This is a genomic window from Paenibacillus sp. FSL R7-0128 (assembly GCF_038002245.1).
GTDB classification, from domain to species: Bacteria; Bacillota; Bacilli; order Paenibacillales; family Paenibacillaceae; genus Paenibacillus_AQ; species Paenibacillus_AQ silagei.
Window position 1 is genome coordinate 5,690,891 of sequence record NZ_JBBOCD010000001.1, and the last position, 13,990, is coordinate 5,704,880.

Genomic DNA, 13,990 nt, shown 5'->3' on the forward strand with positions numbered 1-13,990 from the left:
AAGAGGCTATTCTTGCATCTCCTGCGGACACGTAAAAGCCCGGGCCAATGTGATTGGCTCCGGGCTCGTGCAGATCCATATCCTTAGTCGTTCAGATTCCAGCTGTCCAGATACTCGACTTGCGCCTGTGTCAGGCTGTCGATGGCAATCCCCAGACTTTCCAGCTTGTAGCGCGCTACCTGCTCATCCAGCTCATAGGGAACATTCTCCACTTTGACACCAATGCTCTTATAATTGTCATTCACATATTTAAGGGACAATGCCTGAAGTGCGAAGGTGGTATCCATAATCTCTGCCGGATGACCATCAGCTGCGCCAAGATTCACCAGACGTCCTTCAGCCAGGAGGTACAGCTTGCGTCCATCCTTCAGCTGATACTCTTCGATGTTCTTGCGCACCGTCCGCTGGGACACCGAGCGCTCGGCCAGTTCCGGCTTGTTGACTTCCACATCGAAATGTCCGGCATTGCAGAGAATCGCGCCATCCTTCATCACATCATAATGCTCACCGCGGATCACATACCGGTTACCTGTGACTGTAACGAAGAAATCACCCTGCTTCGCAGCTTCCAGCATCGGCATGACATGGAATCCGTCCATGTGGGCTTCTACCGCCTTGATCGCATCCACTTCCGTTACAATCACATTCGCTCCAAGACCCTTGGCCCGCATTGCTACACCTTTACCGCACCAGCCGTAGCCCACCACAACCACGGTCTTGCCGGCCACAATCAGGTTGGTGGTGCGGACGATACCGTCCCATGCCGACTGTCCTGTACCGTAACGGTTATCGAACAAATATTTGCAATAAGCGTCATTTACCGCCACCATCGGGAATTTCAGCATGCCCTGCTTCTGCAGCGCCTTCAGTCGGATAATACCGGTCGTTGTCTCCTCAGCTCCCCCGCGGATATTCTCCATCAGGTCGGGGCGCTCGGAGTGCAGCAGAGTGGCGAAATCGCCGCCGTCATCGATAATGAGATCCGGCTTGCTCTCCAGTGCCCGGATGTTCAGTGCCTTGAACTCTTCCGGAGAAGGATTGTACTTGGCAAATACGGTAATGCCATCCTCAACGAGTGCAGCACACACATCATCCTGGGTAGATAACGGGTTGGACCCTGTAATTGTTACCTCAGCGCCACCAGCCTGCACTACCTTGGCCAGATAAGCGGTCTTAGCTTCCAGGTGAAGGGTGATCGATACCTTGAGCCCCTTGAACGGCTGCTCTGCTTCGAACTGCTCACGGATACGGTTCAGTACCGGCATATGCTGGCGAACCCAGTCGATTTTGAGATGCCCCTCGGGTGCAAGCGACATATCGGCAACAATACTGTTTTGCTTGGATAATGAACTCATGGTAGGACCCCCTAGAATAATTTGCTTACATATAAATAATACGGTGTGTTCCGCTGTAGTCAGCAGGCACAGCCATCAATTCCTCCAGCCATTCCAGCCCGTACCGGTTCAGATAATACATCATATTATAGACACGCTCCTGAAGCTTACCCAGCGGCATTAGCGATAGCTCGATCCGTTCCCACTGGCGAAGTGCAGCCTCATTCTGCTTCTCCATCGCATCCAGAGCTTTGCCCTGCAGGAAGGAGATCTGGTCGATAATCTTATCCTTGTTATTGCCACCCAGCTTCAGCAGACCTGCCTGAATGCTGCCAAGCTGCTCGATCAGCGGCTCATACATCCCGGAGAAGGCCGTCTTGATCTCTTCAAATTTGTCTTCGAGCTTCAGCTCATCCTGAGCGTTCAGCCACGCTTTGCGTTTATCATCCAGACCCGTCTGCACATCCGTGAAGGACAAGCCGTATTTATCCATATGCTTGCGAAGCGTTCCCTCAATCACTGTAAAAGACATGCGCGGAATAATCAGCGGCATCTGTCCGTCCAGCACCCTGAAGGCTTGATGCGGAATCGCCCAGTAAGCCATTTCCCCTTGTCCAAGCACCGTAGCGAGTACAGGAAGTACATAATCCTGCATCAGCGGACGGGTTAACACATTGTTGCTGAACCGTTCGGGATGGCTCTCCAGCAGCTCCAGCAGCTCAGAACGCGAGAACGAGACCGTAGCCTTCCGGTCTGCGAACCGTCCCTCTACCTTATGGAGCAGAAGCCTTGCACCTTCATGAATATAGAAAAGATTCGCATTGCCGGGCGTCACATCGGCCTGCAGCTCATATCCGCTGGCCGTAATCCGTTCAGCTGCGGCAAGATAAGCTGCCTCCAGCTCGTCATTGCGCTCAATCATTGATGCGAACATGGGCGCTTCCAGCCTGCGCAGGGCAGGATCGGCCGAATCCAGCAGAATCAGTCCGAATTTGCCGAACAAAGATCCCATCAGCTTGGCAAACGCCTCCGTCATATTCCCGGCGGCCGTGGATGCAGCCGTAACCAGTTCCATCAGCTGCGGTTTGAATTCACTGTCCTGCAATAAGCCGTCCAGCTGCGTAACCGCCTGAAGCCAGCTCTCGGTATCTACCTGGATCTCGCTGACCGAGGACCGGGGACCTTCGCCTTTATCCAGCTTAATGCGGGTAATTTCGCCTGTCCGGTTCAGCACATACGTATGATTGACCTCATCCCAGTCATGATCCTCACCCGCAATCCAGAACAGCGGAACGACCGGCCGGCCAAGCTGGGCCGCTGCCTCCTTGGCTGCCTGAATCGTAGTAATGGCCTTATAGACCACGAATAGAGGGCCTGTGAACAAACCGCTCTGCTGGCCGCCTGTCACTACCAGGGTATCCGGCTGTTCCAGCAATTCTATCGAGCGGAGGACGGCTTCATGGGTATTGTGTTTCCCGTTGTAGCTGCGCAGGTACGACACAACCTCTGCACGGTCTGCCCGCAAGCTTCCTGTACGATCAAGCCACACTGCGCGTTCAGCCCGGCTCTCCGGGCTGCGGAAGTCCCCGCCATACAAATGTCCTACTGTTTCGTATTGATGTATATAGTCACTGGCGAGCGCAGATCCGCCCGGCAGTGGTTCCGGTACAACATTCATCGATAATGGCCTCCTTGTTCTGCAATAACCCGCTGCTATATGTAATTCATAAATCGGTAAACCCTTTATGATTGTATCCAAAGTTGGGTGCGGCGTCAAAGTAATATACGCCATCCTTATGAAGGATATCCGTAAATCGAAAGAATAGGCGAGAGCTGAATGCTCCCGCCTACGTTCTACTTGCCCTTTTAAGTTTAGGCAAATTGCTTGGCTACGAAATGTCCCTTGGACACTTCAACCAGTTCATAATCGCTGTCATTTGTTTTCTCGCCGGCCGCATAAATCGGGCTGCCCAGCTCATCATGCAGATGAATGCGTTTTTTGTTCGCTTCAACCTCTGGGTCTGGAACCGGAATCGCCGAGAGCAGAGATTTGGTATATGGATGGATCGGATTAGCATACAACTCTTCGCTTTCCGCCAGCTCTACCATTTTGCCCAGGTACATAACGGCCACACGGTCACTGATATGCTTAACCATGGACAAGTCATGCGCGATGAAGAGATAAGTAAGTCCAAGACGATCCTGCAGCTCCTTCAGCAGGTTAACGACCTGCGCCTGGATGGATACGTCGAGTGCCGAGATCGGCTCGTCACAGACGATGAACTTAGGGTTCACGGCGAGCGAACGGGCAATCCCGATACGCTGACGTTGTCCGCCGGAGAACTCATGCGGATAACGGGTGGCATGGTCATGGTTAAGTCCAACCATATCCAGCAGCTCTTCAATCCGCTTCTTGCGTTCCTGCCGGCTTCCAGCCAGATTGTGAATATCCAGTGCTTCACCGATGATATCAGACACCGTGAACCGCGGGTTAAGCGAGGCATACGGGTCCTGGAAAATCATTTGCATATCACGGCGCATAGCCTTCATCTTGCCGCCGGACAATTTGTAGATATCTGTACCATTGTATTTCACGCTTCCCGCAGTCGGTTCATACAAGCGGAGAACTGTGCGGCCGGCAGTAGTCTTGCCGCAGCCGGACTCCCCTACCATCCCCAGGGTTTCGCCTTCACGGATCGAGAAGCTAATATTATCAACTGCCTTAAGAACTCTTCCTTTGCCCACATTGAAATATTTCTTAAGACCTTCTACTTCAATCAGATTCTTGCTCAGATTCTTACTCAAACGAACTGCACCTCCTTGGCCATCGAATGCAGATTCCAGCAGCGCGCTATAAGCGTATCACTGAACTCTGTGATGCCGGGATCAATCAACTCCTTCACAGGAGGCACTGCTTCGCTGCAGTACGCTGTGAACGGATAACCGACCGGCGGCTTAATCAGATCCGGGGAAGCTGAAGTGATCGGAATCACCTGCTCGCCCTTCTTCGGGTCTTGTGCTGCCATGCCGCACAAGACCCTTGGTGTATTACGATAACCGTCCCGGCAACTACGCCGGGGTTCAGTGTATTCAGGATGATGGAGATCCCAAGCGAATTGCTGCACTTCGCCGGAGAATTCGTGGGGATATTGGTTAAAGCGAGCCTACGCTTTCATAATGCCTACTAGCTTCAGCATTTCAACAGCTTAATGATTCGCTTCGGCCGCTAGCATATTCTGATGTTAATCAAAACTTCGGTTATCTGATTGCCCACTTGGATCATTGGGTTCAAAGAAGTCATCGGGTCTTGAAATATCATGCCAATATCTTTGCCGCATGGGTTCCACCATTGTTAATATCTATTTCTTCAGCTTAGGATCAAGCGCATCACGCAGGCCGTCACCAAAAATATTAAAGGAAAGCATCGTTAAACTGATAAGAATCGCAGGGAACAGGAAACGCCACGGATAGTAAAGCCAGCCGGTCAGCGAGTCATTGATCATCGAACCGAGTGAAGCTACCGGGGCCTGTACACCAAGACCGAGGAAGCTCAGGAACGCTTCGGCAAAGATGGCATTCGGCACGGACAGCGTAATCGTTACAATAATCGGTCCTACAGCATTCGGCAAAAGATGCTTGAACAGCAGACGCTTGGACCCTGCACCCATCGAACGCGAAGCCAATACGAACTCACGGTTCTTCAGCTGCATAATCTCCCCGCGCACAATCCAGGACATCGTAATCCAGCCCGTTATCGTCAGCGCCAGGATAATGGTACCAAGGCTTGGTTCAAGTACGACCAGCAGCAGGATAACTACCAGCAGGTATGGAATGGAGTACAGAATTTCAGAGATCTTATTCATGATATTGTCTACACGGCCACCGAAGTAACCCATGATTCCGCCGTAGATGACCCCAATGAAAAGGTCAATGGCAGCAGCGGCAAGGCCGACAATCAGTGAGATTCGTGCGCCGTACCAGGTACGGACAAAGATATCGCGTCCCAGATCATCTGTACCGAACCAGTGGTCGGATGATGGGGGCTTATTCGTGTTGAGCAAATCGTTAGAGTAGTAATTGAACTTTGAGAAGAACGGCGCAATTATTGCAGCCAGTACAATCAGTCCAAGAACCCCCAGAGCTGTCATTGCCATTTTATTCTGGCGCAGACGTTCCCAGGAATCCCGCCAGGCGGACAGACTTTCGCGCTGAATGACTTCAGCCTGCCGTTCATCAACTCCGACCTTACGGAAATCTTCCGGTTTCAGGTTCGCATCCTGCGATACCAAGTTTTTATCAGAAGCCACTCGTTAGCCCTCCTTTCCGCCAGATAGTTTGATACGCGGATCTATAAACACATAAGCAATGTCAGTGATAAACCGCGCTACCATAAGCAGTACACCATAGAAGATGGTAATCCCCATAATAACGGTATAATCACGGACGCCAATCGCTTCGACAAATTGCTTGCCGATCCCGCCGACACCGAAGATCTGCTCAATAACGACCGAACCGGTTACGATGTTAGCCGTCATAGGTCCCATATAGGTTACCACCGGCAGAATTCCGTTACGCAGCACGTGGCGGCTCAAGATGGCTGCCCAGCTTAGGCCTTTCGCCTTAGCTGTCTTGATGTAATCTGCATGCAGGACCTCCAGCATACTGGAGCGCGTCAGCCTCGCTATGAAGGCTATAGGCTGCGCCGATAACGCGGTTACAGGCAAGACATAATACATCGGCCCTTTGAACCCGGAGACCGGGAACATATGAAATTTGTAGGCGAACACATACTGCAGCAGCGAGGCGACTACAAAGCTCGGAACCGCAATCCCCAGCACCGCCAGCACCATTGCTGCACTGTCAATAAACTTGCGGTGATAGAGTGCCGCCATCATGCCGAGGAAGACTCCGACAATAACCGACACAAGAATTGCGATAAGCCCCAGCTTCAGAGACGCCGAGAATGTCTGACCGATCAGATGTGTTACATCCTGATTCAGACGCTTCATGGATACACCCAGATCGCCCTGGGCGATTTCACCCAAATACTTAAAATATTGATGATAGAGCGGCTTGTCCAATCCATATTGCTCGTATAAACGCGCTTTTATTTCTGGTGGAATCTTCTTTTCAGAAGTAAACGGGTCCCCCGGAATAGCTTTCATCAGAAAAAAGGTCGCTGAAATCAGCACAAACAGCGAGACAAGCATATAGAAAAACTTATTGGCAATATAACGAACCATCCCCATCAACACCTCCTTTGACTTTTTTTAAGACACATAATTAGATTTTATGAAAAAAATGGCCATTTGTCTAATTTCTTATTTTGTAAGTTCGTGAAATGTTTAACAAAATGCCCGAAATGCAAAAAAAAGGGATATATATGGAATTCCACATATATATCCCGAAGTGTAAAGCTCCCTTCAGACTATCACTATTCAGTTATATAAGCTGAAGGTTCTGTCATTCTTAGTGCTCGAGCAGGTAAGCGCGAGTGAAGTCAATTGCACCGCTGAAGTCAAGAGTTACACCTTTGAGGTACTCTTTAGTCAGGGAGTTGTTGGTGTAGTAGTAGAACGGAATCAGGATCATGTCATCCTGAATGATCATTTTCTCAGCCTTAGCAAACAATTCTTGGCGTTTTGCCAGATCAGAGCTTGTTTTGGCTTCTTGGATCAGCTTATCGTACTCAGGGTTAGCATAACCAGTATCATTGTTACCGCCGCCTGTTACCCACATATCCAGGAAGGTCATTGGATCATTGTAATCCGCAGTCCAGCCGGCACGTGCGATCTGGTAGTTCAGGTTCTGACGGTTGTCGATGAATACTGCCCACTCCTGGTTCACCGTGTTAACAGTGATATCCAGAGCTTTTTTCCACATATCAGCTACAGCCAAAGCAATTTTCTTGTGGCCTTCACTTGTGTTGTAAGACAATTCAACCGGTGGCAGTGCAGTCAGGCCTTCTTCAGCAAGACCTTCTGCCAGCAATTTTTTAGCTTCTTCTGTATCTTCTTTGAAGTAATCGTCTTTAACTGCAGTACGGTATTCACCGTCAGCGCCCGCGATACCTGGAGGTACATACCCGAATGCCGGAAGTTGTCCGCCCTGTGCTACGTTGTCAATCAGCGATTGACGGTTAACAGTCATAGCCAATGCTTTACGGATTTTAACGTTATTGAACGGTTTTTCGGTGATGTTGAATTCATAGTAGTAGGTACTTGCGATACCTTTTCTCTGGAATTCGTTAGGAAGCTCTTTCTGTACGATTGGCACCTGTTCTTGCGGGATTTCACCGTGAGGTGCACCAGCGCGGTCAAGCTCGCCGTTCTTGTAGCTCAAGAGTTCAGTTGCTCCACTGTTAACCAGGGAGAAGTCGATTTTAGCCAGCTTGATGTTGGCAGCATCCCAGTATTTATCGTTCTTGCTTACTTGCAGGGATTGGCCGGTAGTCCACTCAGTCAGTGTGAACGCGCCGTTAGTGATCATAGTGTCTTTGCTTGTAGCCCATTTAGCATTACCCTCAACGGATTTGTGTACAGGGTAATAAGTATAGAAGGACAGAAGTCCAAGGAAGTAAGGAGTTGGAGCTTTCAGCGTAACTTCAAGAGTTTTCGCATCTACAGCTTTTACGCCCACTTGACTGAAATCTGTAATTTTCTTTCCATAATATTCTTCAGCGTTCTTCAGGTAGTACAATTGATAAGCGTAAGGTGCAGTAGGATCTGTGTTAGGGTCGAGCACGATTTTCCATGCGCGAACGAAGTCAGCAGCCTCTACAGGGTCACCGTTGCTCCACTGCGCATCACGCAGGTGGAACGTATATACCAGTCCGTCAGCGGAAATATCCCACTTCTCGGCAATACCTGGCTCAGCTTGGCCAGTTTCATCATTCATGCGGGTCAAGCCTTCATACATTGTCTTCAGGACGGTGTTGGCTTGGCTGTCCTGAGCTTGTGCAGGGTTAAACGTAGGTGGTTCTGCAGTCAGGTTGACTCTAAGTGTCTGGTCAGCAGCCAGCTTCTCGTCACCTGTTGTTCCTGTGTTCGTGCTGCCCTCTGGTGCAGTCGTCGCCGCTGCATTGGTGCCGCTGTTCGCATTGTTCTTGTTTCCGCCGCAGCCAGCAAGCACTGTGCCGATCACCAGAACTATTGCAATCATGAGCAATAGACTTTTACTCTTCTTCATCTAGCAGTTCCCCCTAAATAGAATGTGGTATATGGTTTATGATTATACAACCAGTGGTCAAAAAAATCTAGAGCAATATTTTCTGAAAACGAGTTTTTTTTAATTCTTTAAAATTTTGTGACGTTGACGCTTCACCGGAGCAATGGAACGTTACATCGCTTGTGATATGTATTGAATGAGGCCTACCACCATAAATAATACGTAACCTACGCCCAGGAAAAAGAAAGAAAGCCGCCACACAGCACGAAGTAACCGTTTTCCGTCCACCCCTCCTTTGAGGCGGTTTTGCGCGCCGCCAATCAGTCCGGCGGATATTAATACAATAAGTAGTATAAGAAAGAATCCAAAGGTTGAGTCAAAAATAATATTAAACAGTCCCGAAACTGACAGCAATAAAAATAAAGTAGTTACGTCCATCGCCAGCATCATCGTTTTCCTCTTATCATGCCTCAGCCCGATTCCTGCGAAATACACAATCAAAAAAGGAACAATCGGAATAACGCTTAACACGCCGAACGAATTCCGGAGAAATTCCAAACAGCCTCACCCCTCCCTCACAGTCATGCCTTCTACCAGTCCGCAGATCCAGCGGTGCAGCGGAGCCTGAACGCCCTGCCGCAGCCCCATATCTACAATGCTTCCGTTAATCCAGCGGATTTCCGTCTCCCTTGCAGCAAGTACATCAGCAAGCATCGATGATGTATTGCCCGAGGTCGCGCGGCACACTTCAAGAATGGCCTCCCAGGCACCGTGCTCCAGGGAAATCCCGCAGGCCTCTAATATCCCGGCTGCCTCTGTATACAGTTCCTTCATAAGCTGTACACGTGCAGCGGAGGCCAGTAATTCGCCGTTCCGGACCCGCCAAATGGCGGTTAGAGGATTAATGACAGCATTGATCAGAAGCTTCCGGTAAATGATGGTATCCACTTCTTTCGACAGAGAAGCGTGAAATCCTGCTGAGGCAAGAGCTTCTATGAAACTAATTATCGCCGCAGGCTCAGATGCCTGCCGGTCAGTTTCATGAATATTTATAGGAGAGCTGCTCTTCCCTATACATATTTCCCCTTTGCCGGCATGAATAACCTCTGTTAATGTTTTCCTCTTTGCCGCCTCTGTCGTTACAGCCGCCCAGATGGATGATTGCGGCAGCAGCCCCCTGAGCAATTCCAGATGTCCGCAGCCGTTCTGAAAGCCTATGATTACAAGCTCTCTGTCTCTGAGCGGCAGGAGAATCTCAGGCAGAGCCTCATGAAGCACCTTCTGCTTGACCGTTAACAGCGTAACCTCCCCGGGCTCGGCGAGCTGACGCTGTGTATATTCTTCTACCGGTGCAGCGGAGAAACTCCCGCCTGGAAGCTGTGTTGCCTCCCTGCCATCTTCATAGCTGACAGTCAGCCCCCGTTCGGATAGTGCCCTGCTCTGCTCTTCCCCCCTGCACCATATCCGTACTTCAGCCCCACCGGCGATCAGCCGCCCTGCAAGCAGCAGCCCCAGTGACCCCGCACCTATCACATCTATTCTCACTAACCCTGCCCCCTGCCATGCTAAGCACCAATAATTTTCCTAATTATATCCTGCTTGTCTCTGCAAAAGCAAAACAAAAAGCCCTGCTAATCCGTTGCTGTTACGCACTCGGACGCAGGGCTCGCTGCATAAATCTTCTATTCAATCCGTTCCAGGTTTCCGTTCGCATCCATTTTGAAGCGGGGCTTCTCTTCATCCTCTTCATTAAGAAAAGCCAGCCTGCGGGCACGGTCCATAATCTGGATCAGTGCCTTGTAATCATCATTGACCACACGGTAATCGCTCTGGGCAAGATTAACCTCTCTGGATAAGCGTTCATTCTCCACTCTCAGCTCTGAAAGCTCTTCTTCCTTCTCCCGCAGATCGCGCTCCAGCATCTTAAGCTGTCTTCCAGCCTCCTGAAACGTTCCTTTCCATTGCCGCAAAAAGCGGATGACGGCATCGATGGACAAGCTGTTCTCACTTAATCCTTCGCTGCGGCTGTAGTCTTCCTCAATGTCACCGAGAATCAGTCCGGCTACCTGCGCCCCGCGCGAAGCAGGCTGTTTTTTCAGATAGCTCCGTTTCTGGCGCTGGCCTTTGGCAATACCGATGGCATCCTCGTAGCTTTTGCGCACGCAGCTGTTCCAGCGGAAACCGCAGGCAGCCGACGTTCTGCCGATTTTTTCACCCACCTCTTCAAAAGCAGCAAGCTGTGTGCTGCCCTCGCGGATATGACGCAGCGTTATTTCTGCCAATATCAGATCATCTTCTGCACTCCAAGCATCCTGTCTAACGGCTGTCATAAAGCCTAACCCTCCTAACAACATCATGAAATAACCATCTTCAGAACCGGCAGCTCCGCCGGGTAGTGAATAGGGATAAAAGCTGCTTACTCCATTTCTATGCCTCTATTAGAGTTCATAGAATCTATTTGATACTAATTTGTATTGCCAATTTGTCTGCACCTCATACTACCTTTGCTATAAATTCTCTTTTTCGAAACAAAAGGCTTGTGTCAATAATAAAAATCATATTTTTTATGAAATTTTGTATTTTTTTCAATGAATTCGTTTACAGTGTTTTGGAGAGCCGTTATAATAAAGCTAAAGCAGCTGTTAGCCGGATTCATATTGGAAGGGGGACCCTCTCTTGGACCGCATGTTTCGCGTATTGGGATTTTTTACACTTACCATCGGACTTATGGCTTTTGCCGGAAATCTCACGGAAATGGCCCTGTTATTCTTTTTGCAAACCGCTTTTTTTGTGATTTTGGGGTACATGAAGTTTACGGAAAAGACCTACATCCTGCTCTTTTGGGGGTATATGATCCTGACGTTTACGGGCTTCAGCTATTGGACGATATTTGAGATGGAATTGCCGCTCTAACGCATATATATAGAAATGAACGGATATGGCTTCTTGATTAAGGGAGCATTTCCGTTCTTTTTGTTTGCAAAATTGTAGTTCGGGGAGACGCAAAACAGGGTATGATATTTTAACAGGCTGAAACATATTAATAGTACATACCTGTCTAACTCTGTTCAAGGTGGTGGTGCAAGTGTTATCCCGTAATACGGTTCGCCGGTTATTCGCAGCAATATTGATCCTCACCTGCATCGTTATGCCGCCGGCTTCTCCGGTCTATCTGTCCGCCGGTTCCGGCTCCGCTTCAGGAGTCAGCGCTCCGCCGCCCTCTATGCCGGATGACGAAGAGACCCGCAAGCTGCTGGAGCAGACGCTGTCCTCTGCAGAGCTTGAACGTGAGATTGCCCGGATTACTGCAGAGCAACAGACGCTGGAGCACAAAGCCGCTGAGCTGGAGGAGCAAGCTGCTGCCAAGCAGAGTAATATCGCGGATCAGCAGGAACGGGCAGGTGCTGTTGTGCGGGCCTATTATATGGGGGAACGGGATGGACTTCTTACCGCATTCCTCTCCGCCAAAAGCATCAGCAGGCTAATCGCTCTATTCGATTATTATGAGATTATTATGGGGCAAGACCGGAAGACGCTCACAGAATATGAGACGCAGTACAAGGATTTGAAAAGCACACTCACGGCCGCCCGGCGCAGCAGTCAGGAGCTGGCAGAGCTCAAAACGGCGCTCGAAGAGCAGCAGAAGCGTGTGCTTGCCTTAGATAAGGAGATTGCAGGCGGGATTCAGGCCAGTACAGATCCTCAGAGTATGGAGCGGCTGCTGGAGGAGTTCAGTAAATATTGGGAGAATATCGGACTGCATGAGGTGCGGAAGTACTTCAAAGCGCTGGCTTCTGCGATGAAGCAGCTGCCGGAGTTCGTTCAGAGCCGGGATGGCGTGCTGGTGCGCAAGGGGATGACCTATAATCTGGCCCTGTCCGAAAAGGATCTGAATGAGTTCCTGGTCACCCAGAACCCGCTGTTCCAGGATTTCCGGTTTGCGTTCAAGGACAATTCAGTCTCGGCAACGGGTAAAAGCGGGGGCTTGTCGCTGTCGCTGACCGGCCGCTATACCATACAGCAGGAGCCTGTCAACGGCTTGATGTTCCATGTTGATCATGTGGTATTCAATGGCCTGGAGCTGCCGGATACCACCCGCCAGGCTCTGGAGGAAGAATTCGATCTCGGCTTCTATCCGGCGAAGATTGTCTCCTTCCTGCAGGCCACCGAGGTCTCAAGCTCAGACGGCCTCCTGCATGTGAAGCTGTCCCTCTCATTCTAAAGGAGGCTGTACCACCGCTTCATAAGCGGCGGCATTCAGCTTGCCGGTTAACAAACCAAGCGCCGCCTCCGCCTTCCGGTTCCACTCTGCCTCAGAGCCGGGACCGGGGGTGTTATCCTCTGCAAGGAACCATCCGGCTTCCATTGGCAGCTTTCCAATCTTGGGCTGAGCGGAGCGGTACAGCTCATCCAGTGCCGGCAGACGGTCCGTGTTCTCCAGCCATTCCAGCTGGGCCGTGCTTGAAGTCACGTAGGCGAGCCATTTGACCGCTGCTTCCGGACTGCCGGATTGTGCAGGAAGGGCAAAAAAGCGGCTGTGAATAACCTCGTAGCTCGGTATACCCTCCTGCTTCTTCGGCATCTGCACCGCGAGCGTCGAATTCCCGTGCTTCTCCCACTCCGAGAGCGGCACAGCCGCCACCGCAAGCTTCCCATCCTGCAGCAGCTCCCAGATCTCCTTATTGAACCGGCTGGTCAGATACAAATAGCTGCGCGCCGCTTCTGTCCACTGAGCCTGCTCAAGGCTGGCGGAGCGCAAACTGCTGCCCATGCTATGCAGCACGGCGGCATATCCGTAAGGATTCTGCGTATCCATAGCCAGCAGATAACGTTTCTTCTCCGGGTCCTCCTTCAGCCGGCCTAGCAGCATATTCCACTGCTCCAGGCTTGCGGGCACCTCCGCAAAACCCATTCCGGCGAGCCGCTCCGGCGAATAGACAAGGACATAGGGATCGATATCCAGCGGCACTCCCCAGTTATATCCGTTCCACTGCATCTGCGGAATCAGCATCGTAAGCGGCGTGCTCCCGGGAACACTTTGGTAGATATCTACAGGCAGCAAATAGCCCCGGGTCGCCAGATCATAAATGCTGTGGCCGTCCAGCATCACGATATCCGGGCTTGTCCCAATGGTTAGTTCATCACGCACCTGTGCTCCTCCGTCTTCCGCCTCTACATTCTTAAGGATCACGCTGACTCCGCTGGATAAAGCGTACTCTTTGCTAATCTGCTCCAATACGCTGAACTCCTCCGCACTGAGTGAGACGCGGATCTGGAGGCTCTCGATTTCTCCTGCTTCCCCTGAAGGAGGACGCTCTGATTGGTCCAACGGCTGTCTGGGCTGATAGCTTCCATGATCCGTATTCAGCTCCATGCTGGGTGACAGGCTTGTCAGCGCCAGCAGCAGAACTGCAAACAGCAGCCAGTAATTTTTGCGTTTCAGCACATGCGCCCTCTCCTTCAGCGTTTCTTATTCCTCATTTTAGCAG

The 13,990-nt window shown here is 50.7% G+C and carries 12 protein-coding genes and 1 pseudogene; 2 read left to right on the forward strand and 11 right to left on the reverse strand.

Annotated elements, in window-relative coordinates:
- Positions 1-83: 83 nt before the first annotated feature.
- The 10 genes and pseudogenes from NST26_RS23985 to NST26_RS24030 form a co-directional block, all read right to left on the reverse strand.
- Positions 84-1,355: an adenosylhomocysteinase gene (locus NST26_RS23985; protein ID WP_036724288.1), complete on the reverse strand. Its 1,272-nt coding sequence runs from the start codon at positions 1,353-1,355 to the stop codon at positions 84-86.
- Between the two features lie 25 nt (positions 1,356-1,380).
- Positions 1,381-3,012 carry a bacillithiol biosynthesis cysteine-adding enzyme BshC gene (gene bshC, locus NST26_RS23990; RefSeq protein ID WP_036724289.1) on the reverse strand — a complete coding sequence of 544 codons (1,632 nt, stop codon included), beginning with the start codon at positions 3,010-3,012 and terminating at the stop codon, positions 1,381-1,383.
- Between the two features lie 194 nt (positions 3,013-3,206).
- Positions 3,207-4,127, reverse strand: a complete 921-nt coding sequence (locus NST26_RS23995) for an ABC transporter ATP-binding protein (protein WP_036724386.1) — start codon at positions 4,125-4,127, stop codon at positions 3,207-3,209.
- A gap of 8 nt (positions 4,128-4,135) precedes the next feature.
- A pseudogene (locus NST26_RS34090) lies at positions 4,136-4,668 on the reverse strand (peptide ABC transporter ATP-binding protein); the annotation flags it as partial.
- A 25-nt stretch (positions 4,669-4,693) separates the two neighbouring features.
- A complete protein-coding gene (locus tag NST26_RS24005; protein ID WP_036724290.1) occupies positions 4,694-5,641 on the reverse strand; it encodes an ABC transporter permease in 948 nt (315 codons plus the stop codon).
- A 3-nt stretch (positions 5,642-5,644) separates the two neighbouring features.
- A complete protein-coding gene (locus NST26_RS24010) occupies positions 5,645-6,577 on the reverse strand; it encodes an ABC transporter permease (RefSeq protein WP_036724388.1) in 933 nt (310 codons plus the stop codon).
- Between the two features lie 226 nt (positions 6,578-6,803).
- Positions 6,804-8,522, reverse strand: a complete 1,719-nt coding sequence (locus NST26_RS24015; protein WP_036724292.1) for a peptide ABC transporter substrate-binding protein — start codon at positions 8,520-8,522, stop codon at positions 6,804-6,806.
- A gap of 150 nt (positions 8,523-8,672) precedes the next feature.
- Entirely contained in the window at positions 8,673-9,032 is a 360-nt protein-coding gene (locus NST26_RS24020) for a DUF3397 domain-containing protein (protein ID WP_305954367.1), read from the reverse strand.
- A 33-nt stretch (positions 9,033-9,065) separates the two neighbouring features.
- On the reverse strand, positions 9,066-10,046 hold the full coding sequence (locus NST26_RS24025; protein WP_036724293.1) for a ketopantoate reductase family protein: 981 nt from the start codon (positions 10,044-10,046) through the stop codon (positions 9,066-9,068).
- A 137-nt stretch (positions 10,047-10,183) separates the two neighbouring features.
- Entirely contained in the window at positions 10,184-10,831 is a 648-nt protein-coding gene (locus NST26_RS24030; RefSeq protein ID WP_036724294.1) for an RsfA family transcriptional regulator, read from the reverse strand.
- A 346-nt stretch (positions 10,832-11,177) separates the two neighbouring features.
- Here NST26_RS24030 and NST26_RS24035 point away from each other — a divergent pair, with 346 nt between their 5' ends.
- On the forward strand, positions 11,178-11,414 hold the full coding sequence (locus tag NST26_RS24035; RefSeq protein ID WP_036724295.1) for a DUF2626 family protein: 237 nt from the start codon (positions 11,178-11,180) through the stop codon (positions 11,412-11,414).
- 172 nt (positions 11,415-11,586) lie between these two features.
- Entirely contained in the window at positions 11,587-12,723 is a 1,137-nt protein-coding gene (locus NST26_RS24040; protein WP_340950840.1) for a coiled-coil domain-containing protein, read from the forward strand.
- On the opposite strand, the gene NST26_RS24045 is transcribed toward NST26_RS24040, so the two are convergent.
- Positions 12,715-13,947, reverse strand: a complete 1,233-nt coding sequence (locus NST26_RS24045; RefSeq protein WP_340950838.1) for an extracellular solute-binding protein — start codon at positions 13,945-13,947, stop codon at positions 12,715-12,717. The two genes, NST26_RS24040 and NST26_RS24045, sit on opposite strands and share 9 nt — an antisense overlap.
- Positions 13,948-13,990 lie beyond the last annotated feature (43 nt).